General features: G+C 28.6%; 40 protein-coding genes. All 40 read right to left on the bottom strand.

What is annotated here, in order from left to right; all coding sequences use genetic code 11:
- Positions 1-12: 12 nt before the first annotated feature.
- Positions 13-765, bottom strand: coding sequence for a nucleotidyltransferase domain-containing protein (locus Ctaglu_RS16965; protein ID WP_125003862.1), 753 nt, complete (start codon positions 763-765; stop codon positions 13-15).
- A 1-nt stretch (position 766) separates the two neighbouring features.
- A complete protein-coding gene (locus Ctaglu_RS16960) occupies positions 767-1,375 on the bottom strand; it encodes a thymidine kinase (protein WP_125003860.1) in 609 nt (202 codons plus the stop codon).
- Between the two features lies 1 nt (position 1,376).
- Positions 1,377-1,541 (bottom strand): hypothetical protein, encoded by a 165-nt coding sequence (locus Ctaglu_RS25300; RefSeq protein WP_185732774.1) that lies wholly within the window; start codon positions 1,539-1,541, stop codon positions 1,377-1,379.
- Positions 1,541-1,669 carry a hypothetical protein gene (locus Ctaglu_RS26265; protein ID WP_267901298.1) on the bottom strand — a complete coding sequence of 43 codons (129 nt, stop codon included), beginning with the start codon at positions 1,667-1,669 and terminating at the stop codon, positions 1,541-1,543. The genes Ctaglu_RS25300 and Ctaglu_RS26265 overlap by 1 nt, the downstream gene beginning before the upstream one ends.
- A gap of 56 nt (positions 1,670-1,725) precedes the next feature.
- The gene (locus tag Ctaglu_RS16955; RefSeq protein ID WP_125003858.1) at positions 1,726-2,394 is read right to left on the bottom strand and encodes a C40 family peptidase; all 669 of its coding nucleotides are present in this window, start codon (positions 2,392-2,394) and stop codon (positions 1,726-1,728) included.
- A 26-nt stretch (positions 2,395-2,420) separates the two neighbouring features.
- On the bottom strand, positions 2,421-3,638 hold the full coding sequence (locus tag Ctaglu_RS16950; RefSeq protein ID WP_125003856.1) for a hypothetical protein: 1,218 nt from the start codon (positions 3,636-3,638) through the stop codon (positions 2,421-2,423).
- Between the two features lie 21 nt (positions 3,639-3,659).
- A complete protein-coding gene (locus tag Ctaglu_RS25295) occupies positions 3,660-3,833 on the bottom strand; it encodes a hypothetical protein (protein WP_185732773.1) in 174 nt (57 codons plus the stop codon).
- A gap of 229 nt (positions 3,834-4,062) precedes the next feature.
- Positions 4,063-4,638 carry an adenylyltransferase/cytidyltransferase family protein gene (locus Ctaglu_RS16945; protein WP_125003854.1) on the bottom strand — a complete coding sequence of 192 codons (576 nt, stop codon included), beginning with the start codon at positions 4,636-4,638 and terminating at the stop codon, positions 4,063-4,065.
- A 25-nt stretch (positions 4,639-4,663) separates the two neighbouring features.
- The gene (locus Ctaglu_RS25290) at positions 4,664-4,801 is read right to left on the bottom strand and encodes a hypothetical protein (protein ID WP_185732772.1); all 138 of its coding nucleotides are present in this window, start codon (positions 4,799-4,801) and stop codon (positions 4,664-4,666) included.
- Between the two features lie 342 nt (positions 4,802-5,143).
- Positions 5,144-5,353, bottom strand: a complete 210-nt coding sequence (locus tag Ctaglu_RS16940) for a hypothetical protein (RefSeq protein WP_125003852.1) — start codon at positions 5,351-5,353, stop codon at positions 5,144-5,146.
- Between the two features lie 49 nt (positions 5,354-5,402).
- Positions 5,403-5,597, bottom strand: a complete 195-nt coding sequence (locus Ctaglu_RS16935; RefSeq protein WP_125003850.1) for a hypothetical protein — start codon at positions 5,595-5,597, stop codon at positions 5,403-5,405.
- A gap of 14 nt (positions 5,598-5,611) precedes the next feature.
- Entirely contained in the window at positions 5,612-6,202 is a 591-nt protein-coding gene (locus Ctaglu_RS16930) for an HNH endonuclease (RefSeq protein ID WP_125003849.1), read from the bottom strand.
- 20 nt (positions 6,203-6,222) lie between these two features.
- Positions 6,223-8,187, bottom strand: coding sequence for an NAD-dependent DNA ligase LigA (ligA, locus tag Ctaglu_RS16925; RefSeq protein WP_125003847.1), 1,965 nt, complete (start codon positions 8,185-8,187; stop codon positions 6,223-6,225).
- Position 8,188: 1 nt separating this feature from the next.
- Positions 8,189-8,806, bottom strand: coding sequence for a hypothetical protein (locus Ctaglu_RS16920; protein WP_125003845.1), 618 nt, complete (start codon positions 8,804-8,806; stop codon positions 8,189-8,191).
- A 19-nt stretch (positions 8,807-8,825) separates the two neighbouring features.
- On the bottom strand, positions 8,826-9,113 hold the full coding sequence (locus Ctaglu_RS16915) for a hypothetical protein (protein ID WP_125003843.1): 288 nt from the start codon (positions 9,111-9,113) through the stop codon (positions 8,826-8,828).
- Positions 9,113-9,583, bottom strand: a complete 471-nt coding sequence (locus Ctaglu_RS16910; protein WP_125003841.1) for a hypothetical protein — start codon at positions 9,581-9,583, stop codon at positions 9,113-9,115. The genes Ctaglu_RS16915 and Ctaglu_RS16910 overlap by 1 nt, the downstream gene beginning before the upstream one ends.
- Before the next feature lie 134 nt (positions 9,584-9,717).
- Positions 9,718-9,891, bottom strand: a complete 174-nt coding sequence (locus Ctaglu_RS25285; protein WP_185732770.1) for a hypothetical protein — start codon at positions 9,889-9,891, stop codon at positions 9,718-9,720.
- 1 nt (position 9,892) lies between these two features.
- Positions 9,893-10,243 (bottom strand): hypothetical protein, encoded by a 351-nt coding sequence (locus tag Ctaglu_RS25985; RefSeq protein WP_233439839.1) that lies wholly within the window; start codon positions 10,241-10,243, stop codon positions 9,893-9,895.
- A gap of 56 nt (positions 10,244-10,299) precedes the next feature.
- Positions 10,300-11,166: a hypothetical protein gene (locus Ctaglu_RS16905; RefSeq protein ID WP_233439837.1), complete on the bottom strand. Its 867-nt coding sequence runs from the start codon at positions 11,164-11,166 to the stop codon at positions 10,300-10,302.
- On the bottom strand, positions 11,159-11,740 hold the full coding sequence (locus Ctaglu_RS16900; protein WP_125003839.1) for a hypothetical protein: 582 nt from the start codon (positions 11,738-11,740) through the stop codon (positions 11,159-11,161). Before Ctaglu_RS16900 ends, Ctaglu_RS16905 begins: the two co-directional genes overlap by 8 nt.
- A gap of 24 nt (positions 11,741-11,764) precedes the next feature.
- On the bottom strand, positions 11,765-12,019 hold the full coding sequence (locus Ctaglu_RS16895; protein WP_125003837.1) for a hypothetical protein: 255 nt from the start codon (positions 12,017-12,019) through the stop codon (positions 11,765-11,767).
- Complete coding sequence (locus Ctaglu_RS16890; protein ID WP_125003835.1) at positions 12,009-12,356, bottom strand: hypothetical protein; 348 nt, start codon at positions 12,354-12,356, stop codon at positions 12,009-12,011. Before Ctaglu_RS16890 ends, Ctaglu_RS16895 begins: the two co-directional genes overlap by 11 nt.
- A gap of 33 nt (positions 12,357-12,389) precedes the next feature.
- Entirely contained in the window at positions 12,390-12,977 is a 588-nt protein-coding gene (locus Ctaglu_RS16885) for an HD domain-containing protein (protein WP_125003833.1), read from the bottom strand.
- A gap of 205 nt (positions 12,978-13,182) precedes the next feature.
- Positions 13,183-13,377 (bottom strand): hypothetical protein, encoded by a 195-nt coding sequence (locus tag Ctaglu_RS16880; protein WP_125003831.1) that lies wholly within the window; start codon positions 13,375-13,377, stop codon positions 13,183-13,185.
- Positions 13,377-13,613: a hypothetical protein gene (locus Ctaglu_RS16875; protein ID WP_125003829.1), complete on the bottom strand. Its 237-nt coding sequence runs from the start codon at positions 13,611-13,613 to the stop codon at positions 13,377-13,379. Before Ctaglu_RS16875 ends, Ctaglu_RS16880 begins: the two co-directional genes overlap by 1 nt.
- Positions 13,614-13,637: 24 nt before the next feature.
- Positions 13,638-13,760 carry a hypothetical protein gene (locus Ctaglu_RS26260; RefSeq protein WP_267901297.1) on the bottom strand — a complete coding sequence of 41 codons (123 nt, stop codon included), beginning with the start codon at positions 13,758-13,760 and terminating at the stop codon, positions 13,638-13,640.
- A 20-nt stretch (positions 13,761-13,780) separates the two neighbouring features.
- Positions 13,781-14,137, bottom strand: a complete 357-nt coding sequence (locus Ctaglu_RS16870; protein WP_125003827.1) for a hypothetical protein — start codon at positions 14,135-14,137, stop codon at positions 13,781-13,783.
- Between the two features lie 92 nt (positions 14,138-14,229).
- Positions 14,230-14,517: a hypothetical protein gene (locus Ctaglu_RS16865; RefSeq protein ID WP_125003825.1), complete on the bottom strand. Its 288-nt coding sequence runs from the start codon at positions 14,515-14,517 to the stop codon at positions 14,230-14,232.
- A 32-nt stretch (positions 14,518-14,549) separates the two neighbouring features.
- Entirely contained in the window at positions 14,550-14,894 is a 345-nt protein-coding gene (locus Ctaglu_RS16860) for a DUF5406 family protein (RefSeq protein ID WP_125003823.1), read from the bottom strand.
- A 24-nt stretch (positions 14,895-14,918) separates the two neighbouring features.
- Positions 14,919-15,581, bottom strand: a complete 663-nt coding sequence (locus Ctaglu_RS16855) for a hypothetical protein (protein WP_125003821.1) — start codon at positions 15,579-15,581, stop codon at positions 14,919-14,921.
- Between the two features lie 162 nt (positions 15,582-15,743).
- The gene (locus Ctaglu_RS26255) at positions 15,744-15,878 is read right to left on the bottom strand and encodes a hypothetical protein (protein WP_267901296.1); all 135 of its coding nucleotides are present in this window, start codon (positions 15,876-15,878) and stop codon (positions 15,744-15,746) included.
- Between the two features lie 25 nt (positions 15,879-15,903).
- On the bottom strand, positions 15,904-16,065 hold the full coding sequence (locus Ctaglu_RS25280) for a hypothetical protein (RefSeq protein WP_185732769.1): 162 nt from the start codon (positions 16,063-16,065) through the stop codon (positions 15,904-15,906).
- On the bottom strand, positions 16,065-16,796 hold the full coding sequence (locus Ctaglu_RS16850; RefSeq protein WP_125003819.1) for an NUDIX hydrolase: 732 nt from the start codon (positions 16,794-16,796) through the stop codon (positions 16,065-16,067). Before Ctaglu_RS16850 ends, Ctaglu_RS25280 begins: the two co-directional genes overlap by 1 nt.
- Positions 16,797-16,912: 116 nt before the next feature.
- Positions 16,913-19,894, bottom strand: a complete 2,982-nt coding sequence (locus tag Ctaglu_RS16845; protein ID WP_125003817.1) for a vitamin B12-dependent ribonucleotide reductase — start codon at positions 19,892-19,894, stop codon at positions 16,913-16,915.
- Positions 19,895-19,951: 57 nt separating this feature from the next.
- On the bottom strand, positions 19,952-20,260 hold the full coding sequence (locus Ctaglu_RS16840) for a thioredoxin family protein (protein ID WP_125003815.1): 309 nt from the start codon (positions 20,258-20,260) through the stop codon (positions 19,952-19,954).
- Between the two features lie 115 nt (positions 20,261-20,375).
- Positions 20,376-20,996, bottom strand: coding sequence for an RlpA-like double-psi beta-barrel domain-containing protein (locus Ctaglu_RS16835; RefSeq protein WP_125003813.1), 621 nt, complete (start codon positions 20,994-20,996; stop codon positions 20,376-20,378).
- 14 nt (positions 20,997-21,010) lie between these two features.
- Positions 21,011-21,319 (bottom strand): hypothetical protein, encoded by a 309-nt coding sequence (locus Ctaglu_RS16830; protein ID WP_125003811.1) that lies wholly within the window; start codon positions 21,317-21,319, stop codon positions 21,011-21,013.
- Between the two features lie 90 nt (positions 21,320-21,409).
- Positions 21,410-21,577 carry a hypothetical protein gene (locus Ctaglu_RS25275; protein WP_185732767.1) on the bottom strand — a complete coding sequence of 56 codons (168 nt, stop codon included), beginning with the start codon at positions 21,575-21,577 and terminating at the stop codon, positions 21,410-21,412.
- A gap of 16 nt (positions 21,578-21,593) precedes the next feature.
- Complete coding sequence (locus Ctaglu_RS16825) at positions 21,594-21,863, bottom strand: hypothetical protein (RefSeq protein ID WP_125003809.1); 270 nt, start codon at positions 21,861-21,863, stop codon at positions 21,594-21,596.
- A gap of 11 nt (positions 21,864-21,874) precedes the next feature.
- A complete protein-coding gene (locus Ctaglu_RS16820) occupies positions 21,875-22,168 on the bottom strand; it encodes a SemiSWEET family sugar transporter (RefSeq protein WP_125003807.1) in 294 nt (97 codons plus the stop codon).
- Positions 22,169-22,198: the final 30 nt, after the last annotated feature.

The following is a 22,198-nucleotide window of genomic DNA, read 5'->3' as shown; positions in this document are numbered from 1 at the left end:
AATTGTCTTTTATTAGAATAATTCTTCTTTTATGATTTCTTTGACTAGTGTTAATATTGCTTCATTAGTATCTATATTAACTGTTTTATCCATGTAAAAGTTCTTATATTCAGTTTCAACTAAATTTTGCATATATGTAGCCATTTCTAAATATTGTTCCTTAGTATATTTGCCATGTTTAATATCCAACAATAATAAACGTTTAGGGTCATCTAATTCATACCAAATAGCTTTTTTAAAGTCTTTAAATCCTTGGTTAGCAAATCTTATTAAAAAATCTAATATTCTTATGCTATGCATAGCCATTTTTGTTTCATATCCATGCATTTTAATTAGATGCTTAGTTCCCTCTGTTCCTTTATCAATATCATTTTTCTTAGTAATATGCATACCTACACAGGCATTAAAGAGATATGGCAGATTCATAATAACAATTTTATCTTTGTTTTTAAATAATTCATTGATACAATGTTTAGATTTTGATGTTAATTCAATATTTACTAGTAACTCCTCAGTGAATAATACTTCTAAGAAATTTACATTCGCTTTCCACCATAAGTTAGACACTTTTCTTATATCATGACAATCGAAATCTTCAAGTTCTCCAATAATTGATTTACTGAATTGATGGTTAGTATATAAATCATCAAAAGTAGGTATCAGAAATAATTTATAATCTCTATCACTGGATTCTTCATTCAAATTATAGTTCCAAGACCCTACTAAAGCCCTAAATCCGTATTTTCTTCCTTCTAAATTAGGCATATTATATCCTCTCTTTCAATATTGGATTAAGATAATGTTTAGTACAAAGAGGAATATAATATTCTTCGCTATCTGTTGTATCTCCACACTTTATTATATCTCCTGTATATATTGGCTTTTCATTACCTATTCTTAAATTCATAGTAGCTTTTTTATCACAATAAGAACATATTGTTTTAATTTCTTCAATTGTTTCTGCCCAATATAATAGAGCATTACTTCCATCGAATAATTCTCCTTTAATAGAACTATTTTTTAACCCATAGCATAGGACAGGAATATCAAGTTCTTTGGTTATATCAACTAATTCTAAAACTTGTTTTTTTGTTAAGAATTGTGCTTCATCCACCAAAATGGCTTTAATAATTTCTTTAAATTCAAATATGTAATTTAATATATATGTGTAAAGGTCATCTGTATCTAATATATCAATACAATCATGAGACATTCCAGTTCTACTTTCTATTATATTGGGTTTTGACCTAGTATCTTTGGAAGGCTTAAAGATTAGCACTTTTTTACCTTGGCTTTCATAATTATGTGCAACCATTAGTAGATTTGCAGTTTTTGAAGAATTCATGCACCCATGTCTGTAATATAATTTACTCAAATTATTTAACCTCCTTAAATTTAGATAATTCCCAATACCATGTATAATTATCTTCTTCTTTGCATATAGCATAGAAATTGAAATCATCACCCTCTGTAGTTAAAAACCTTTTACAAGTATCTTTTTTAATACAATCTTGTTTTTTACATAATCCGATTCTTGCCATTATTTGGTTTCCTCCTTATCTTCAAGCTGAATAAATCCCATAGTTTTGACCTCTACATCTATGTAAATCTCAATCCCTTCATTAAATAAGTTTTGATGACCTGTAGATGTATAAAATTTATCACCCATATTGTGTCTCCTTTTATAATTGTTTTTTATTCTATGTATTAATTAGCTCCTTTCTATTATTTTATTAATTGTACTAATTCTTTAGTTAAAGATTTTATTTTTGCTCTAAGATAAGCTATTTTTATACCCTTAGTTTTATTATAATCATCTTCGGGTAAACATTTAGCCGTTCCCTTTGTTCCATCATCTAAAATTACTATTGTTACATTTTTACTATGTATTACCTTTTCATTTCTTGATTTAATTCTAAAACAGTCCAATCGTGTTATGCCTGTAATAGATGACGTTTCTGTAAACAATTGCTTTACATCACTATAAACTATGTTTTTTACCTCGGTTTGATTTTTCATAGCTATCAGACTCCTTCTTGCCGTAGCATAATCACTCCTTGAATTTAAATTAGATATTTTAACCACATACCCTGTTCTCGAAGCATGAATGTAAGTATCATCTCCTATATATATACCTACATGATGTGGAGAGTCTATTAGTCCAAAGAATATCAAATCTCCAACTTGTAAATCTTTCTTAGCAACGGCAGTACCTTCTTTAACTTGAGTTGTAGTAGTACGTGAAATATCTTTGCCTAACTGTTTAAATACATAATTTACTAGTCCAGAGCAATCAAATCCTGTCATATTTTCGCCACCCCACATGTATTCTGCACCTAAACATTTTTTTGCTTCATCTGCAATATCTTGACCTACAAACTTATTGTTCTTCATGAAATCATTCTCCTTTTATTCTATAATTATTTTAGTTCTATTAAATATTTAATCGTTAATTGTTCTTCACGATAAACTACAATTTCATCATTTCTTAACATGCCTTTATCTTTATGTGCATGTAATGAATTGGCTCCACTACATTTGTTCTGTAGCTTTTCATAAGTTAGGCTATTATAATCATGCTCAAAAGAATATACATCATATGGCTTACCATAAGCCACATCAAATAAGCCCATGAAAGCAGATTTTGAATTACCATTTGACCAATAACTACCCTCAATAGAAGTATAACCTAATGATTTTTTAGGGTTAGGGGCAAAGTAAATACCATAACCAAACATCTTACCTGTAATAATGGCAGAAGGTCTCAATATTAATCCATTGTTTATAATTGACCAAAAATTCTCATTTCGACTGCCGTGGAATAGCAATCTATTATCTTTTATTTTATTTTCTTGTATAAACTTATCATATTTTTTTTGGGTTCTTAAATTTGTTATTTTCCAACCTTGGCAAAATCTATTAGCTATGTCTGCTAAATTTGATTTTATAATCCGTTCATCTTTTTCTGTGATATTTTCAATTTTTAAACCCATGACTTCTAATATTGTTTGAGATGGTAATTCTTCTACACTTATATTCGTATCTTGGACTAATTCCTGTTGCTTAACTTGACCTTCCATTACATCTAATAAATCCTGCTCTCGTTCCATTATAATTGTAAAATCATTATTATTATGAGCTAAATAATCAGAAACTCTAGCCATTTTACGAGGTATAATTTGGAATAATTCAACCAATAATTTATTAAATATATCCATTTTATTACTATGTATTAATTTATCTAGCATTAGTTGAGCTTCATTAATCATCACTTTTGTAACGCTTTCAGATGTTATTGTATAGTTATCTTTTATGGCTTGTCTTGCCATTTGTTGAAGCCTTAAAACTATATTTCTAATTGAGGCATCTTTTATTTCTATGTATTCATTTGTTTTCCCTGTGACTCTAATTTCGGCAACTAGTCTAGTTTGGTCAACATAATGTTTCTTCTCTATTTTCTCCTTTAATTTGCTATCCCAATCTGACATTTCATATATTCTTTTCGCAGGACTGGCACATGCGATTCTACCATATTCTACTTGGAAATTATTATCATCTAATTGTATCATTTTATAGTATTTATTATTATTTGCATGTGGTTCTACTTTAACTAAATATAGATACTTCTTATCTTCCATAAAATCTACTCCTTCTTATTCCTAAAGTTCTTCTGCATCATGTTCTACTTCTATAAAGCCGTCTGCCATTGCTTCATCAAAAATTCTCTTGTTAAACATTCTTATCTTTCCATAATCTTCTGTTATAATAGTAAATATTACTTTATTCTTACAAGGAAATCCTTTAATTACTTTATGTTTATGTATTACTTTCATGCTTTAGTCTCCTCTCAGTTTATATATTTTTTATTTGTTTTATAATTATTTTTAATATATCAACATAATAAACAATAGTTAGATAATTGTCAAGTTTTAATTTTATTATCTCATTACCTTTTTTTATGTTTTTTAAATAGGACATCTATGATTAGTTCTATAATTGCTTCGATTATTGCTTCAATCATAATTATCCTCCTAATTTTTATTTTATAATTATTTAGCCATATTACTTTAACATAAATTCAAACTTGGCTTTATAAGGAACTGTTTCTAGTAATTGCCCCCTTAATTTATCATAATGTTTATGAAGTTTTGGGTTATGATATTTAAACCACATATCTTTATCATCTCTTATCATTGCATCCCTAAGCAGGGTAGCAGATATAGGCAGTCTGCTCCTAGGTATAATAATCTCTGTAAGGTCTTTAATATCTTCTGAGTCGAACCATCTCGACCTAGCTTCGTCATTACCATAAACCATCAATTCGGGTAGCTTATATATATATTGCTTTACATTCTTTATAACATATCTTCCCCAATCAGAGGTGATATCATCTTCATTTGTTAGGTCGGGTAATGGTTTTACAATTACGTTGTTGTCGGGATAAACTTCTTTAATCATTTCTATTCTTGTCTGAATGTCAAAAGGATTCCTTTCAGTACCTATCTCTTGAGCTGACCCAACTAGTATTAATATTCTATCACTCATTTTTAAAGCTACATCAACTAGGCTCTCATGTCCCTTATGAAATAATTGAAATCTACCACATAGCATTGATATATCAAATGGTTTTGTATACATTAATATGCCCCCTTATTCATTCTTTTTAACATTTCTTTTTTATAGTTTCTAATTTTGCTAGTTTAACTTTGCTTCGAGCACAAACCTTAAACTCCCAAAAATAGTCGTATATGGAATTTAATTCTTTCATTAATTCTTCATTAGACAAGTCTTTAATAATCATTATAGATTCCTCCATTAATTGTTTCCTAATATATTTAAAATGAGACTTTACATCTTTTTTAATCTAGGTCGTACAATAAGTGTTTCTGTATTTACTGATACTGATTGAAAATATCCTTTATATATTTATTGCCAAACAGGACAAGTTCTTTGATGTTTAAATACAGGATTCCATCCTTGTGCTTCTCCATGATATAATTCAGTTTCAAGTAATTTAATTGTTCCTACACAGTCACTTTATGATTTAGGGTCATTCATAATCTTTCTCCTTTCAACCAATCGGTAGGTCATAATATTCTCAGAAGGAGATTCAGACTCCTACTGAAAATTATTGAATTACGAACTAATTTTCACCTTCTGAAAAGTGCATTCCTTTGAAAACTTTTCTCAACCACCGTTTATGACCCTCATCATCTTTTTTTATATACCCAACGTAATTATTGATATTAGTATATCTGTTATTCACAGGTATAAATTCATATATAGAGCCTTGGGTAAAAAGATTGCAAGTTGAAAATGCTGGTTTAGCTGTTGCCTTACATGTTAAAATCAATTTATCACTTCCTTTTAATATCTAATTCGCAATATTCTCATATTATTCATTATAACAATTTTGATATTTCATTCAATTTCTGTTGAAGTACGGTTTTCTTTTCAACTTCCTCTACGTTAATTAACTCTTCTAACCCTTGTAATAAGTCCCATACCTCTAACATAAGTTTTGTATTTTCATCGGTCTTTAATAATTCCACTTTATCAAAAATTTGTTGAAGTTTATTATGCGTTTGCTCAGACATTTATGATTCACTCCTTATTTTACTATCCTTTGTTTTGGGAGATGACAATAATCTTTTTCTCCATGCTTAAGCTTTCGATAATAGGTATTAATAGATATATTATATTTATCTCTTATTTCTTGTACTTGCATCCCACTTTTCCTATCATTATAAATATCTGACGGAAGAATATCTATTCTAAAATGGTCTGCCACTTCAAGATTTTCTATCCTATCATCTGTGTTATCTCTATTCTTATGTAGAACTATTCCTCCCTTAGTTAGATATCTACCTAATTTTTGTTCCATTATAAGCCTAGATTCTTTTATAAACCCTTTTAAATCACAGTTTGGATGTAGTGGCCGATATATAAAGGCAAACCCCTCAGCCGTAATTTTTTTTGCTCTACTCACTTTTTTATGTTGCCCCTGTTTATGAATTTCGATAATAGTTTCCTTTGTTTTTAGTAACCTTAATCTAAATGCCTTTGCTTCTACAGTACCTATTGTAGTATTAAATAAAAGGGCTAAATCTTTATTTGAGGTAGTGGAATAAAGCATTTTAAAAAATTCAGTTTTATCCCATGCCCACATAATATTATTTTGTTTTGCTCTTTTTCTTATCATAAGTTTACTCCTGTTTAGAATTATTTTAAATATTTTATCATTTCTTCCTCTAACATGAGAGGAACTTTATCTTCAATAGCTTTTTGAGGTTTTGTTGTTTTACTAGTATCATGTCCACATAATAAATAATCAAGTTTTTTAGAATATGAATTGGCAATTATAGCTCCTACTTCTTCTAGTTTACTTTTTAGTTCATCTTTTTTTAAGTTAAAAACTCCCGTAGGGTATACTGTTTTATTATATAGTAAATTATCCGTGTCTTCCACCTTAACTTTCTTTTCTTCATTAAACTCTATATACTCTAATAAATCAAGAACTAATTTTTTATTATCAACATTTAAATACCATGAATACAAGGAGTCATTTGTTATTTTACCTAAATCTTCAATTTTTCCAAAGTCAAATCCATTCTCAATTGCATCTGATATATTACTCCATTTATTATCAAAATATTCTGCTATGTCTTTACTAGTTCCAAGCCCTATGTTTGGAATGCCCAATGAATTTAAAAATCTTACTAACGTTGTTTTCTTTGATATTTCAATTGCAGAAATTAATTTATTATATCTAGGTATTGCAAATCGAGGTAATTTTAATATTTCATTCTTTTTATCTTCTAGTTTATATAAGTCCCCGATATCTTTTATTATATTATTTTTCATAAAAGCTTCTATAGTAGCAGATGATAAACCCTTTATATTCATTGCCGATTTGATACAATAATGTTCGATTGTTTTAGATAATTTAGCATCACACGTTGGATTTAAGCAATATAATTTTTTAGACTCATTATCTTGCCTTACCTCTACTTGCCCGCCACAAACAGGACATTTGGTGGGTATTTGTTCTGTATTACTTCGAGTAATATTATTTTCAATTTTAGGTATTATCATATTTCTTTTGGATGCTTCAATTGTATCTCCTTCACCTAACTTTAAACTTTGGAATATGCTTACATTACTTAGTGAAGCTCTACTTATTCTACAATTATCAATTAAAACTGTATTGAATATTCCTGTAGGTACTATTTGACCTGTCCTTGTCGGATTCCATTCTGTATAGTCATATTTTGTTTCATGCCATAAGTCTTCAAATTTAAAGCTAATGCTATGTTTAAAGTGGTGGCTAGTTTTGCCCAGTGACAATCCATATTCAAGGTCATTAAAAGCTAATACTAGTCCATCTATTGGATATGGTAAATTTGGGATACTATTTTGAATTTCTTCCATTTTTTCTTCCAAATTATCTTTATTAACTAACCAATAATTAACTGTATCAAATCCTTGTGCTTTTAGCCATTCCAACTGTTCTATTTTTGTTTTAAATTCTATACCTTTTATTATGTTAAAGGCTTTGAACTTAATGTTTCTTTCTTTACATATTCTGCTATCCATTATGCTTGCTGTAGCAGTAGCTAGATTTCTTGGATGGGTATATTTTTTCTTTGGGTCTAAAATTTTACTGTTAATTCTATTAAAATCTTCAAAATCCATATACATTTCACCAGTAACTTGAGTCTCATTTTCTATTGAAATTGCTTGGGGTATATTGCCTATGCTATTAATATTATGGCTTATATCTTCTCCTTCATTGGTATCTGAACCACCTCTTGTACTTAATTCCTTAATCAGTTTAATATATTTTGTTTTCCCTGTACCTCCATCCATTTTCTCCATTAATATTCCTTCTCTATCTCCAATCCATGAGACTAATTCCTTGGCATCTTTTATCTTACCAAGTGAAAGTAATGGAATGTCATGTTTGACTTTTGGTAAGTCGCTATTTACTATTTTATATCCTGCTCTTTGTGTAGGACTATTACTTAAGATTATGCCAGTTATATCTTCTAATTCCTTTAATTCATCGAATCCTGTATTATATTCTCTGTTTTCCATAACCGATATGTTATAATTATAATAACTATCAGAAGCAGGGTTTAATTGGCTAATTAATTCTTTCATTCTTAACAGATTTATATTGAGCATTTTAGTAGCCTCCTAAGTTGTTTTCACTTAAATATTTTAGCATATAATCTCTTGTTTTTGTTAACTTTACAATTCTTTTATTGTTATGTTCCATGTAGTTATTATAAGTTTCTAATTCTTTAGTTTTAATATAATCTAATCTATATTCTAATTTTCTAAGTCCTTTTGCCTTTTGTTTCATAGCTATATTCTGATTTAATATTGACTTGGATTCTGTTCCACAAATACTTTCTCCATAGAATATGTTTTTTTGAGTTTGATTAATTTCAAATTTTAATAATTCTATCAATCTCTCAAATTTGTTTATTTCAAGTAAAGTTGTCTCAGAAGTTTTATATTTAGGAATAGTATTTGCCTTTCCAATTAAGTTTTCGTATAATTCTTTTACTGCATCTTTTGTTATTGGAACAACTACATTTTTTAATTCAACAGATTCATTTAAGGACAAATCTATTTTAGTTACTTTAGTTGTTCTAGTTAATCCATTATCTATGTAATGTTCTGAAAGAAAGAGCTTATCATATATAATGTTATTATTAGGTCTTTCTTTTATAAATAATCCTAATTCAAAAAGTTCACATCCACATTTTGTTACTAATATTAAATCTCCGTATTTCATAATTATTTCTCCTTATCTCTTATTTATAATTTTCAAAGAAATCATCTAATATACTTACATTTTTACTAATTTCTGAATTTCCACTTTTATGAATAATTAATTTTTTATTAGTGTTATTTAGGATACTTTCTATATAATCAGCTATGGGTGTTATACCACTGGTATGTCCTTTTTCTCCCGAGTTAGCTGATACTATTTTTAAATTAATCAGAGCTATATGTAAATCAGATAAAGTTTTAGATAACGTTTTGCTAAGGTCATCTGTTTCAATTAGTTTTTTCTTTATGATTTTCCAACACTCAACCATTATGCTATATTTTCCAAACTCTGAATTAAGTTGGCCAATATAAGATTTTGGTTTTCTACAATTTTGGATTGTTTTAATATTTCATTTTCAATTTTTTCTTTTCTATATTTACTTAAACAGTCAGACCATTCTTCTTTTGTTTCATCTGAAATAGGTTGCATATCATATTCTTCTATGTATGTTAATGTGTGAATTGTCATGTTATTACAATAATTATCTAATGTTATGTGAAATTTATTTTTACAAATATTATTTGAAACTTGTATTTCTCCTGTTATGTATCCACCTGTTTCCTCTAATTTATCTATATACGTAAACTTATATTCAATATCAATATCCTCATTTATCAATTCTTTAAGTCCACTTTTATTTGTGATAATTGTTTCGTATACCGTTATAACATCTAGGTCTATATGTAGTTCTTTTACCCCCATTAAAAAAATCTTTAATTGATTATTAAAATTACTCATTCATATCAATCTCCCTTTCATCTTTGCTTATAAAATATATTAACTACGGAAGCATCATCCTCCGTAGTTATATAATAGCACCTTATTTAATTTATGTCAACGTATTTTATAATTATTTTTAATGATTAAATTTTTTATTTGCTAAGAAGTAAATTCATATCTACTTTATGTTTTGAAGACATCTGATTCCAAATTTTCACTATTGCTTGAATAACCTCGTCTGAATCCCTGTATGACCAATCTTCATTAAATATAGTTTCATCATACACTATTAATATTTCCTGCAACTTTAAGATATCTTCTTCCACTTTATGCTACCTCCAAATCTTCTTGTTCTTCCATATCTATAATATCATCTGCTTTTATAAGTCCTTCTAATACTTTGAAAGAGAAGTTTTTATGTTTATAGGCGGTAAATTTTTCCTTATCATCAATTCTTACAACTATACCCTCTCTAACATGAGTTAGACCAATAGGGTCAGCTCCATCAACATATTTATCTACCCTTTCCATTAAATCTTCAATAGTAGTAAATATGAATTTATCAAATTCAATACAATGTTTTGCTCCCATTTGCTCACATCTTAGTTTTACTAATTCCCAAGGATATTCAACAATAAAACCTTGTGGATTGGTAGAAGTCATTCTATAAACATACATATCACTTTGACCTTCATTACAACCATATGTAAATTTTGTGGTTTCTCCATATTTCTTTATAAATTCCTTATCATTTGTTTTTTATTTGAGCACTCGGGCATAATAGTTTTACAATCATTTTCATATCCTACAATTTCACAAAACACTGTTTCACCCTGTCTCAATTTTCCTGTGAAGAAATCATGGTGTGGTTTCCTAAAGGAATCGAATGTTTCTGACAACACAACCCTTCTAGTACCAGTAATGAGTGCTAACGTTCTCTTGGGCTTTACTTTGATTTTGAGAGCCTTTAATATAGGTTGTATAAATGATGGTATCTTTTTAGTTACTTCCTTAATAGAATAGCTTGTTCTTTGGGAAGTTCCATGTTGCTTCAAAGTTATATAGCATAAATCACCTTTTTTGAAAGCATTATGTGAATATGCCAGTTGTGAAGTATCACTATGTTCTTTAAAAAATGGATATGATATTCTATGTATTATTTTTTCTTTAGCAATTCCTTGTTGCGGATTATGCTTTCTAAATGGTACGTATTTTTCACAAATTAGAATCCCATTAAGAGAATTTATTATATCCCCTTCTTTTAATTTAGAAATATCACAGAAAGTCTCAAGAGATTTTAATGGCATTACTAATCCATCCGATTGCTCTTTTCTAAGCCTTATAGTTGAGACATGACGGCTTGAAGCATCAAGATATCCACCAATATTAACTCCATTTGCATCTTTTTTTCGGAGCAGGTTGTTTTTCTCACAATATTCCATACTTAAACGACCATCTGTAGGGAAGTATACAATCAATTCATCATTTTGAGTTTCTAAAGAGACTATTACAGAATTACCAAAACATTCTCCCACTTGCAACCTATCCGCATTACTATGTTTTCTAATATCCTTTATTCTTGTTATATAAGCATTATACATTTATATCATTCTCCCTTTTTTCTTTAAATTTCATCAATCCTATCTGCATAAATAACCAACCTATAGAAAATACTCGACTACAAGATTCAAAATTTCTTTTTATAATTTTTGGCTTCCACCAAATATTGCTATCTACTTCTACAAAGAATAATTTTCTTGATTTTTTATTTAATATGTGGAACATAAACTCATATCTTTCTTTCTCATTATTAAGTTTTTTCTCAATTGTAGGTTTTATTTCAAAACTATCTTTCCAATTATTAAAATCTAATTTTATTTTTTGTTTTTTCAAAAACATTACTGCTTTCCATAATATATAATTGCCATGAAAGTTTATTGGTCTCACATACCTAAAATTTATTGAATAAGGGACATCATTTCTTAAGAAAAAATTACATATATCCCAAGGTAATAGAGTTCCATCAGAACAAACAACCTCGGCAAATTTTTCCATAAGTTCTTGAGTATTTAGTTTACATTTAAATTTAAAGCAACTATATTCAAAACTATTTATATCTTTTAAATCTCCGTGATAAATCTTCCATTTTAATTTTATTTTATATTCTTCTCTCATAAGTTTCTCCTTTTGAATTGCTAATTACTGTGGCATTTTGTAAACATATTCAATGAGTTCAATATTATATTTATCTTGGTTATTTAACATTCTTGATTGAGTAATGATAAAGTTTTCAAATTCATTTAGCACTTCCATAGCTCTTGTCCCTGTTTTGTAGAATCCTAATTGTATATTAGTATTAATGTCTACTATAGAAACAGTACCCCCAACACTAGCCCTAATACTAATTGATTTAGTTTTAATTAATGTTTGGTTCTGTTGGCTTCTAATCCACATTTACAAGTTCCTCCTTGGTTAAGAACACCTGCCCACATCTCGGACATTTATAATTATTTTTTATTAAATCCTTAACGGATAGTCCCCTATAACAATCATTACATTTAATTTCCCATCCTGTATTTTCCTTTATATATATATCATAAACTTCAAAATATCTTTTGTTGAAGTTCTGTAGTTCCCCATCATCATTAAATGCCCCAAATGACTCTGAGCTAGGGGTTGAGTTACTATAGGCAGAATCATAAATCTCTCCTACTGTTAAAACTACTAATCCCTCGTTGTTTAATTTTTTATTTGTAATGCACTTTAATCTTTTAACTATTTCATAAGCCATTAATATGCCTCCTAGTATGTCTTTAATTCAATATTATTTGTTTTTAACAAATGCCTTAATGCAGACTATTACACTTTCAATATGATTTCTCATTACGAATAATTCATCCGAATATTCGGGGTAATGGTTTATTCCATATTTACATAATGGGATTACATAGGTTTCTGTTTCTTCTATATATTCCTTCATCTTTTCAATTGTGAAAGCATCAATCATTGTAGATATATTATGGCATCTGTCTGATACCTTTATCAGAATTGCTCTTATATCAAAGCTAATTCCTTCATAATAAACAGGTGTAGACATATCTTTCGTCTTACTTAACAATGATACTAAGGTTTCTACATCATGACTGAATCCATATTCTAATACTAAGTCGTTCCGTGAGGTGTTACAATCCTCAACCACATCATGCAGTATCGCACTTGTCAATAATGTTTCATCATATAATCTTAGAGCAACTAATTCGCTAACAACACGCATGGGATGTTCTATATAATCTCCTCCCAGTTTACGTTTCTGGCCGTCATGTAATTCTATTGCGACTTGGATTGCTTTAAGCATGTTCCAATATTGCTTTCCTTTTGCAAAACCTTTTAAATAGACTAGTTCTTTATGCATATATGACTACATCTCCTTTTGAATTAATCTTTGGGTACAGACTATTCTTAAAATATGAGTTAATCTTTTAACCATATTTGAGAAATTGTAATACCTATAAAAATTGATATGCCCATTAGTAATAGAACAGTTCCGATATAGCCAAACGGTATTATTTTAAACATATTTTCTCCTTTCATTAATACATATTTTTTCGTATTATGTACTACCTAGGATAAAAACCATCTTGTTTTTGAGGCTTTTTCTCGAATCTATGACATGTAATGATTAATTTTATAGGACTATGCAACTCAAAATCCATTCCGATTTCATTCACAGTTGCAGTTACCTGTATTAATTTTTCTGAATACTTGCAAATATTTTGGTGTCTACAATTTTCACAACTAACATTAGTTAACATTATTTAAGCTCCTCCAAATACATTCCCCAATAATCTGCCCCTTCTTCACTATCTATTGTAAATGGGTATTCTCTAAAAGTATTATTATCTTTTTTTATGTATTGTTGTTTAATTAACTCTTGATGAAATTTAGGACTAAATGTAATCTCTTTAATCTTAGATGCTTTTATATCTTTATTTGTACCTTCTTTTATTGATAGGAAATATTTTATAAATAACATTATTTGCTCTTTCATAGTTAATTGCTCCTTTTATTTATATTATTTATGACAATCGGGACATCTCCAAGGGTCATCATAACATTCTGTTACCCTACAACCACAATAACTGCATGTCCAAGTGTAATTCATATGTACCTTACCTTTAAATATTTTAATTTTCATAATATACCTCCATTTTATAATTATTTATTATCTTCCAAGTAATTTGTATATGCTTTGCCACAACAATTACTGTCTACACACATCACAGGTTCTCCACCATAACAATGAACTCCATTTTGTGATTCTTCTAAGGAACAATATTCGCATAGCTCTTCATTTAATTCCTCAATAGATTTTGGTTTATTCCTGTTTAAGCTTTTAAATTCAAAACAATCCAAGAACTTATTTATTTCATTAAAAGACTTGTATGTACATTCTTTGCTATCTAAGTTTTCCACAGTTATATAACTTGCATATATTGCTCCACCATTATGACCTGCCCGTTTAACTGCAATTGAAAGTAATATAGTCTTGTCCACTTTTAAATCCTTAAACATTTCTGCTTTTGTTTTTTTAAGATTTTAGTAACTTGAAGCTTTTCACTTTCCAATATGATGTCCATTTATAACCATCCTTTTGAGTTTTACAATTATTCGATTAGTTTAAATTCCATATTTCCTGTACCATCCATCTTTATATCCATAGTTGCTAATGGCTCATTATCTTTTGATTTAGGTAAAATCTCATTCATCATTTTAGAAAAGGAAAACAACATTTGTACATTATCAAAATCTTCTTGTGTTAATAAATTTGCTCCACACTGAGGACAAGGTTTATTCAACCATTCTTCATATTCTCTCAATTTAACATCATCATTTCTATAATCACATACATCACATTTAACACCCTCTATATTTAAGGCTAAAGCTTCTTTCATCTTTCTATTTCTCCTCTTTACTGAATTATTAGTTATTCTTCTATTTTACAATCTACTATTTCAAGTTTAACTACTAAGTTCTGTAAATATCTTGCTTCTTCTTCTATGTTACTTTCATTCCCTTCATCATCTTTTAAAACACAAGTATACCAATATTCTCCTTTATCATTTTCTATAATTTGCAACTGACAATTATTTTCTTCAAACTGTTCATCTACAGGTATTTCATCAATATCTATACTGTCTAAAATTGTTTTCCCAAAACAGTTTCCGCCAATCTTTTGTTTGAATGTACCTTTATACTCACCCTCTTGTAATGTTACTTCCACTGTATGAATTCTTCCTTTAAAATTATCTAAATTCTCATATTTTTTCATAGTATCCTCCTTAGTGATTTCCAATTATTTTATATTTAAATATTCTTTTTCTATATGGTCATGTACAAAGTAATCATTATAATCGTTTTGCTCTATGTAATACCATTTTCCGTTTTTCATATGTGACTCTAATAAATAATCATGAAGATAATTTGTTGCTTTGCCATCGAAATCAATCATTTGTCTAAATGACAATTCATTTATAGAATTATTAGAATTATTCACATTGTTAGTGATTTCTGTTATCAATGCTTTTGTATAATATTCTTGAACCACATAAACTGCTCTTACGAATTTAGGAAGTTTAAAAAATCTATCATTTATTATTGAAATTTGAGTTGGCATAGTCAAATGGAATACAACTCTTTCACATTTATAATAAGGAAATTTTTCATCAAATATAGAGGTGTGTAACTCTAGGGTGCAGTTATATTCTTCTAGTAAATTAAATAATTTTATATAAAATAACTTATTATTATTTTCCTCATATTCATATAGTGGGTCTCCACCACCACTTAAACTAATAATTTCACCTTTATGTAACTCTAATATTTTTGCTAAGTTGTCCCATCCAAACTGGAATGTATCGGTATAAGGAATTTTTATCCCATTTTCTCTATAAACACAATAGCTACAACCCCAATGACACGAAAAATTAGTCAATATACTTAACATTTTCTTTCCCATATATCTACTCCTTCTTATTTTATAATATCCAATTCACAATCATTTAATAAATCTTCTAGCATACTAATTTGATGTTTAACTAAAGAATTATATATCTCAATACTTTCTGACCATCTATTAAATTATTTCTATTCAATTCCATTTATTACCCCTTTGGATTATTCATCCTATTATTTCTAATATTCTTCTAATCGCTTCCTGTTTTTTCCTATTATTTATTTCTTTTGCTATATGGCCACATTTAGCAATTCTATTGTACTCTAGTATTCTTTTATAGTTTCTTGATGTGTACATCATTATATCTCATTCCTATTTTCTTGCATTAATAAACACTAAATTCATAATACATGCCATTTTCAGTGTGTGTTTGATTAAGCCTCTGAGTAAGTTTCTTCTCAAGTATTCTATGTGAATATAATTCGTTGTCTGTATCATATGTATATATAATTGCTTGGGCTATATCTTTAGTTGAAACGTTCACCATTATTCGATGACACCTTCTTTAAATATGTAATTCTTTATAACTTGTTGTGACCAATCCTCAAATTCATCAAAATGACTTAAAATATCTTCTTTGTTTAGCCACATTCCACTTTGGACACCAATTTCTTCGGATTTAATATCATTTGTATCAATAGTAATTTTATAAACTAAAGCTAAATGGTCTGCATTGATTCCAACATTATCTTTAATTGTTGCTATTAGTTCTAAGGATTGAATCATTTCTTGAGTTATTCCAATTTCTTCTTCAAGTTCTCTATACATGCCACTTGAAATTACATAATTAATGTTTTCACAATAATCTTCAATGCCTACATGTCCCCCTGCCATTCCTTTTTTACCAATTAATCTTAGTTCATTAGAACCACTTTCTCTAAATATGAAAAAGTATTTATCTTCTATAGCATGTTTAACAAGCATATAAGGGATTGGATGGCGTTGAAATTTATCATGTTCGCATATACTTCTTTTACCAAAATGCATAGGTATTGTTGTTAAGTCAATTTCTTTTTCACTATATCCTGTAGGTATTAATCCTAAATGCCCTTCTTTAAAGAATAATATCATTTCATTTAATTTTGGCTTTTCAATCTCCATCATTTGAGATTTAACTTGATTTAAGGTATCATAAATTACTAAATCCTTAACAGTGTTCATACCTTCTAACATTTCATTCTTAAATTCTGTTGCTTGTTTTTTATTTAGTTTATTCATTTTAATTAGCTCCCTTTTATTATGTATTTTTTATTTTATTATATAATTATGTATTTTACGTTTTTAAAATATAGGGGAGCTTACTGCTCCCCCATTAATTTATTTACTAGAGTAGTTTAAGAGCAACCAGTTGTAGTTGCACAATCCAAACATACTTTACAAGTGCCATTTTGAACAAGTTTATCACTATGACAATTAGAACAAATTTCTCCATAAAGCCTTTTGCCTTTTGGTTTTTCAATTTCAGTTATTTGTTCTTGTTTTATAATTATTTCTTTCTCTATTGGAAGAACCACTATAGGCTTAACTATATTTTCAATTGGTTTAACTTGACACCTTGAATAATCTCCTATTTCCATTTCAATTATTCTACTGATTAAATCTGAAATACTATCACAGTATTTAATATTTGGGTGTCTACTAACAAAACCATTTGGTTCATATTTCTGACCTTTCAACATATTAGCTATATCTATTGGTGCAACGTGATTTTGGAGCATTACAGATATTGATTTTGAAAGGGAATTCAATAATCCTGTAATAGTTCCACCTTCTCTATCTGTGGTAATATAGATTTCACAGATTTCACCGTTTTCACGCCTATTTACAGTTGTATAGACTTTAATATCTGCAACCTCGGCAGGGTGTGTTGTTCCTCTTCTTATTCCATTAATTTTATCTCTACGTGGTTTATTCATTTGTTTTTCCAATTCATATGCCTTTTTAATTAAATCATTATACGACATATCTTCATACATCACATCAAACTCACCATCAATTGTACTATTAAGTGGTTGACAAACCTTAGAACCATCTATGTAAATAGTAATTCCTTTACAACCTAATTTATAGGATTGTAGGAATATTTCTGAGACTTTTTGTTTTAGAGTACCTTTCGGTAAATTTACAGTTTTTGAAATAGCACCCGATAACATAGGAGTTAAACAAGCCATCATTAGAACATGTGCCATTGGTTTTATGTATCTGTTTCCTGTGCCACATTTGTTAGCAGTATCAAATATTGGCAAATGTTCTTCCTTCAAATGAGGAGCACCTTCTAATTTACCATCTTTTATCATGCCATCTGTATTTTTTGCTAATACATAATCTGTAATATCTTTAACTTCTATTTTATTATATCCAAGGTTAAATAAAGCTTTTTCCATTAATGGATTAACCATAATCATCATTCCACCATCTGCTAATTTCTTGTAAGCTACATGACTAAAGAAAGGTTCTATTGATGTAGCTTGACAATCCATAGCAAATGAAATTGTTCCTGTTGGTGCAATTACAGTTACTTGAGCATTTCTATATCCATATAACTCACCAAATCCTAAAGCATTTATCCAACATGTTTTTACTGAATCAGAAACGTTAATCCAATTGAGTTCTAATAATATTTGATGATTTAATTCAATAGGAGAATAGTTTAATCCTTCATAGTTACTATTAATTACTTTGCTTACTCTTGAATGATTTCTTATTACTTTAAGCATATCATCCTTATTAATATCATATTTCTCAAATGCCCCAATTTTTTTAGCCATTAATGAAGAGGTAAAGTATGACTGACCTGTCAAGATAGATGTTAGTGAACTTGCAAGATTTCTACTTACCTCAGAATCGTAAGGCAATCCCATTGTCATTAATAGTCCACTTAAATTTGCAATTCCTAATCCAGTAGTCCTAAACATATGGGTTCTTCTTGCTACATCCTCTGTTGGGAAGTGACCCCAATGGATTGAAGCTTCTAGCATAATTTGTAATAATCCTATGCAATGTTTATATCCTTCAACATCGAAAATCTTAGTTTCTTCATTATAAAATTTAAGAATATTTATACTTGCTAAGTTACAAGCCGTATCATCTAAAAATGCATATTCTCCACAAGGATTTGTAGAATTTATCCTATTATGTGGAGCATTGTATTCTCCATCTTCTCCACGAGGACAAGTATGCCAAGCATTAAAAGTACCATCAAAAGCAGGAGCAGGGTCAGCACAATCATGAGCAGAGGAAACAAATGCATCCCATAATGTACTTACATCTACAATTTTATTAACACTACTATCTACTCTACCTTTTAATTCAAATTTACTATCAATTCCTTTAGTTACATATTCATCTACCTTATACATAAATTCATCTGTCATTCTAACTGTATTATTAGCATTTTGGCCTGCTACTGTTTCATAGGCTTCTCCTCCGAATGACGTATCATATCCCATTTTACCTAATGCTCTTACCTTTTCTTCTTCCTTAGATTTCCAAGTTATGTAATCCATTATTTCGGGATGGTCAATAAATAATTGGTTCATTTTAGCAGACCGTCTTAAAGTTCCACCACTTTTTATACTTCCTGCATTAGCATCATAACCTTTTAAGAAAGTCATAACACCACTACTAACTCCTCCACCACTTAATCTTTCACCTTTTGCTCTTAGAACTGAGAAATTACTTCCTGTACCCGAACCACCTTTAAATAGCTTTGTTTCTGTAACATATTGTTCTGATATAGATTTTGCTCCTAATAGTTTATCTTCTATTCCTATAATAAAACATGCACTTGCTTGAGTTCTTGTATATCTATCCTTGGATTGGACAACTTTCTTTAAATCTGTATTATAGTAAAAATTACCATCAGTTTCTTCATTTGAAGGATAATATTTAAGACCAGTATTAAACCATTGTGGAGAATTTGGAGCGAACATTTGTTTTAAGAACATATAAGCTAATTCATCATATAATATGACTCCCTCTGATACAGTTATTAATTTTTCATCTGTAGCACTTTCTACCCAAAATTTAACCATTCTATGTATTACTTCTTTTAATGAATATTCATATCCTCTATCATTTTGAACATTTGCCATTTTAAAATATTTTGAAGCAATAATATCACAAGCATGTTGAGAATAATCCTCGGGAAAGTCTAAATCAATACCTTCATATATCATTGTGCCTAATTTGTAATCCTTAATTGATACATCTACCTTTTTCCACTTGAATAAATCATATACCGACTTTTTTGTTTGCCCTTCTAGTTCCTTTGTATATCTTCTAACTATTAAATCTTTTAAATTCATATCTTTCATTAATTGAACCTCCGTGTGTTTTATATTTGTTTTTTATATCTAATCAATGTTATTAATTTATATGTATTTTTTAATAAGAATTTCTAATTCTTCATATTCTCTAAAATCGGATAATCTTTCTACTGTTTTACCATTTTGTATAAATAAAATGGTTGGCAGGCTCATTATTCTAAATTGTTTTCTTAGCTTAAGGTTTTCTTCTATATTTGCTTTATAAAATTTAATCATGCCATAGTTTTGTTCTAATTGTTCTATAATAGGAGATAATCTCTCACATGGATTACACCATGTCCCCCAAAAGTCTATTAGGATTAGCCCTTGTTTCTCATTGATATCTGTAAAATTGTCATCATTTATTATATTCATATTATTACCTACCTTTCATTGTTTGTTGAACGCTTTTAAATAACATGCTTTCAACTATTTTAGTATAACATAACCATATATATTTGTCAAATGTTTTATAATTATCTTTTATGTTTTAATTTATAATATATCCTTTAACTTTTGGTTTGCCCATGTTTGAAACCCTTCTATAATATTCACTATTATTTTCATCTGATAATTTAGCCACAAATACATCCAGTCTTCTTCTATTATCAAAATGACTGCCACCTCTATCTGCAACATAAACTTCGCCATACCCTTCTAATTTAATCCTAGTGCCAAGTTTCCAGACATTACTTGCCACCATACCCTCTTCTAAAGTCTTTCCTTTACAATTAACGCCACCTGCACTTGAGTTCTCTTCTTCTGCATCTGTATAAAAAGTTAAAGTAAATTCTATCTTTTCTACATCTCGACCTTTGGATAGAGCATTCTGTTTTTGAATTTTATTTTTTCTAGCTTCAAATGCTTCTTTCTTTTGCTTTAGTACTCTTGCTTCCTTTTCAAGTTTGTTCTTTTTAATTTTAACATCATTTTTTTCTACTATTTTTAAAAATTTGTTATAATCTGAATCCATATCCTTTACACTTATATTGCTTTTTTCTATTATTTTTCCTTCAAACTTATATGTATCAGCTTGTGTACCCACACTTGTACCTATTATTAAACTACACATAAGAAACATACTAAGTCCTGTTCTCACCCTCTTATTCATATTATTCCCCCTTTCTAATCAGATTTATTATTCCAACCACAATCACATTCATTATAATATATAGATTCTGAACAAGGTTGTCCTCGGCAATCTCCTCTATTCTCTTGATATGTATTTGTTTTAAAATCTTCTCCACAATCGGGACATTTATGATTTTCAAATCTATGAACTTGAATTTCACAGTGTATAAAGTTTAAAACACCTTTTAAATTTTTTTCCTCTGTTAAATCATATAATAAATTAATCCCATCTTCTGATAAGTGGTCTTGAGGATTTTCCAATATATCTAGGAATTCTGAAAAGTAACATGTTTTATTTAGCATATAGTTTTCCTTTCTTGTTTATTTGGGAGTTCTTTTAACCCATGAGTTTATTGTATCACAAATAATTATAAAGTCAATCTTTTATAGATATTAAAATAGTAACTTAGCTATTTTAACAAGTAAACCTTCTGAACTAATCCAGTATATTTTACCGCCTAATAGAGCAACAAGGATAAAACTCCAAAATGTTATTGTCCCTAAAATCTGAATGATACATGAATAGCCGACCTTTAATGCTTCTTTGAATGGTATTTTCATTGTATACCTCCACTTTTTACAACTTTAAAAGTTCATTACTTAAAGTAGTGAATAATCTAATACATTCATTAGTATCATTCATTTTTATAAATATTTTTTTACCACTATCTAGTGTTATATTTCCATTGACCTCTTCTTTATTGATGAATGCTATATCTACCTCACTATCATCTGTGTCTATGTATGCAATATCATATTTTTCATCATGGATTACCTTGGCTAATATAATTAATATATTATGGATTGGTAATTTAATCTTTTCAGTATCTAAAAATAACTTATTCATTTGAATTCCTCCTATTTATTATTTTTATCTCTATACTTTGCAACTAATATCATCATGGTTGTGCAACATGCAAGAGCAATAGAATTTGTTACAAAAAACATTGCCGTTTTACCCGTTATAAAATTATAGAAGGCATAACATTCCATAAGGAAAACTCCTATAAATATATTCACATAATAAGCAAGTGAAATATCCCCTACACTTTTAGTTTTTAGGGTTCTTTTTATTTGAGGATAATACCCTATTGAAAGGACTATTCCACCTATAAGTTGTAATACATTCATTAGTATTTCTAGTTTTGACATAATAATAATTCCTCCTATTTTAAACTGATT

The sequence above is a fragment of the Clostridium tagluense genome (assembly GCF_003865095.1).
Classification (GTDB): domain Bacteria; phylum Bacillota; class Clostridia; order Clostridiales; family Clostridiaceae; genus Clostridium_AD; species Clostridium_AD tagluense.
This window is presented reverse-complemented; position numbering and strand designations above follow the sequence as displayed.

Excerpts from the sequence above, each read along its gene's own strand:
- Ctaglu_RS16965 (WP_125003862.1), bottom strand. The coding sequence starts at position 765 with ATGCCTAATTTAGAAGGAAGAAAATACGGATTTAGGGCTTTAGTAGGG.
- Ctaglu_RS25300 (WP_185732774.1), bottom strand. The coding sequence starts at position 1,541 with ATGGCAAGAATCGGATTATGTAAAAAACAAGATTGTATTAAAAAAGAT.
- Ctaglu_RS26265 (WP_267901298.1), bottom strand. The coding sequence starts at position 1,669 with ATGGGTGATAAATTTTATACATCTACAGGTCATCAAAACTTATTTAAT.
- Ctaglu_RS16955 (WP_125003858.1), bottom strand. The coding sequence starts at position 2,394 with ATGAAGAACAATAAGTTTGTAGGTCAAGATATTGCAGATGAAGCAAAA.
- Ctaglu_RS16950 (WP_125003856.1), bottom strand. The coding sequence starts at position 3,638 with ATGGAAGATAAGAAGTATCTATATTTAGTTAAAGTAGAACCACATGCA.
- Ctaglu_RS25295 (WP_185732773.1), bottom strand. The coding sequence starts at position 3,833 with ATGAAAGTAATACATAAACATAAAGTAATTAAAGGATTTCCTTGTAAG.
- Ctaglu_RS16945 (WP_125003854.1), bottom strand. The coding sequence starts at position 4,638 with ATGTATACAAAACCATTTGATATATCAATGCTATGTGGTAGATTTCAA.
- Ctaglu_RS25290 (WP_185732772.1), bottom strand. The coding sequence starts at position 4,801 with ATGATTATTAAAGACTTGTCTAATGAAGAATTAATGAAAGAATTAAAT.
- Ctaglu_RS16935 (WP_125003850.1), bottom strand. The coding sequence starts at position 5,597 with ATGTCTGAGCAAACGCATAATAAACTTCAACAAATTTTTGATAAAGTG.
- Ctaglu_RS16930 (WP_125003849.1), bottom strand. The coding sequence starts at position 6,202 with ATGATAAGAAAAAGAGCAAAACAAAATAATATTATGTGGGCATGGGAT.
- ligA (WP_125003847.1), bottom strand. The coding sequence starts at position 8,187 with ATGCTCAATATAAATCTGTTAAGAATGAAAGAATTAATTAGCCAATTA.
- Ctaglu_RS16920 (WP_125003845.1), bottom strand. The coding sequence starts at position 8,806 with ATGAAATACGGAGATTTAATATTAGTAACAAAATGTGGATGTGAACTT.
- Ctaglu_RS16915 (WP_125003843.1), bottom strand. The coding sequence starts at position 9,113 with ATGGTTGAGTGTTGGAAAATCATAAAGAAAAAACTAATTGAAACAGAT.
- Ctaglu_RS16910 (WP_125003841.1), bottom strand. The coding sequence starts at position 9,583 with ATGAGTAATTTTAATAATCAATTAAAGATTTTTTTAATGGGGGTAAAA.
- Ctaglu_RS25985 (WP_233439839.1), bottom strand. The coding sequence starts at position 10,243 with ATGTATGTTTATAGAATGACTTCTACCAATCCACAAGGTTTTATTGTT.
- Ctaglu_RS16905 (WP_233439837.1), bottom strand. The coding sequence starts at position 11,166 with ATGTATAATGCTTATATAACAAGAATAAAGGATATTAGAAAACATAGT.
- Ctaglu_RS16900 (WP_125003839.1), bottom strand. The coding sequence starts at position 11,740 with ATGAGAGAAGAATATAAAATAAAATTAAAATGGAAGATTTATCACGGA.
- Ctaglu_RS16895 (WP_125003837.1), bottom strand. The coding sequence starts at position 12,019 with ATGTGGATTAGAAGCCAACAGAACCAAACATTAATTAAAACTAAATCA.
- Ctaglu_RS16890 (WP_125003835.1), bottom strand. The coding sequence starts at position 12,356 with ATGGCTTATGAAATAGTTAAAAGATTAAAGTGCATTACAAATAAAAAA.
- Ctaglu_RS16885 (WP_125003833.1), bottom strand. The coding sequence starts at position 12,977 with ATGCATAAAGAACTAGTCTATTTAAAAGGTTTTGCAAAAGGAAAGCAA.
- Ctaglu_RS16880 (WP_125003831.1), bottom strand. The coding sequence starts at position 13,377 with ATGTTAACTAATGTTAGTTGTGAAAATTGTAGACACCAAAATATTTGC.
- Ctaglu_RS16875 (WP_125003829.1), bottom strand. The coding sequence starts at position 13,613 with ATGAAAGAGCAAATAATGTTATTTATAAAATATTTCCTATCAATAAAA.
- Ctaglu_RS26260 (WP_267901297.1), bottom strand. The coding sequence starts at position 13,760 with ATGAAAATTAAAATATTTAAAGGTAAGGTACATATGAATTACACTTGG.
- Ctaglu_RS16870 (WP_125003827.1), bottom strand. The coding sequence starts at position 14,137 with ATGTTTAAGGATTTAAAAGTGGACAAGACTATATTACTTTCAATTGCA.
- Ctaglu_RS16865 (WP_125003825.1), bottom strand. The coding sequence starts at position 14,517 with ATGAAAGAAGCTTTAGCCTTAAATATAGAGGGTGTTAAATGTGATGTA.
- Ctaglu_RS16860 (WP_125003823.1), bottom strand. The coding sequence starts at position 14,894 with ATGAAAAAATATGAGAATTTAGATAATTTTAAAGGAAGAATTCATACA.
- Ctaglu_RS16855 (WP_125003821.1), bottom strand. The coding sequence starts at position 15,581 with ATGGGAAAGAAAATGTTAAGTATATTGACTAATTTTTCGTGTCATTGG.
- Ctaglu_RS26255 (WP_267901296.1), bottom strand. The coding sequence starts at position 15,878 with ATGATGTACACATCAAGAAACTATAAAAGAATACTAGAGTACAATAGA.
- Ctaglu_RS25280 (WP_185732769.1), bottom strand. The coding sequence starts at position 16,065 with ATGGTGAACGTTTCAACTAAAGATATAGCCCAAGCAATTATATATACA.
- Ctaglu_RS16850 (WP_125003819.1), bottom strand. The coding sequence starts at position 16,796 with ATGAATAAACTAAATAAAAAACAAGCAACAGAATTTAAGAATGAAATG.
- Ctaglu_RS16845 (WP_125003817.1), bottom strand. The coding sequence starts at position 19,894 with ATGAAAGATATGAATTTAAAAGATTTAATAGTTAGAAGATATACAAAG.
- Ctaglu_RS16840 (WP_125003815.1), bottom strand. The coding sequence starts at position 20,260 with ATGAATATAATAAATGATGACAATTTTACAGATATCAATGAGAAACAA.
- Ctaglu_RS16835 (WP_125003813.1), bottom strand. The coding sequence starts at position 20,996 with ATGAATAAGAGGGTGAGAACAGGACTTAGTATGTTTCTTATGTGTAGT.
- Ctaglu_RS16830 (WP_125003811.1), bottom strand. The coding sequence starts at position 21,319 with ATGCTAAATAAAACATGTTACTTTTCAGAATTCCTAGATATATTGGAA.
- Ctaglu_RS25275 (WP_185732767.1), bottom strand. The coding sequence starts at position 21,577 with ATGAAAATACCATTCAAAGAAGCATTAAAGGTCGGCTATTCATGTATC.
- Ctaglu_RS16825 (WP_125003809.1), bottom strand. The coding sequence starts at position 21,863 with ATGAATAAGTTATTTTTAGATACTGAAAAGATTAAATTACCAATCCAT.
- Ctaglu_RS16820 (WP_125003807.1), bottom strand. The coding sequence starts at position 22,168 with ATGTCAAAACTAGAAATACTAATGAATGTATTACAACTTATAGGTGGA.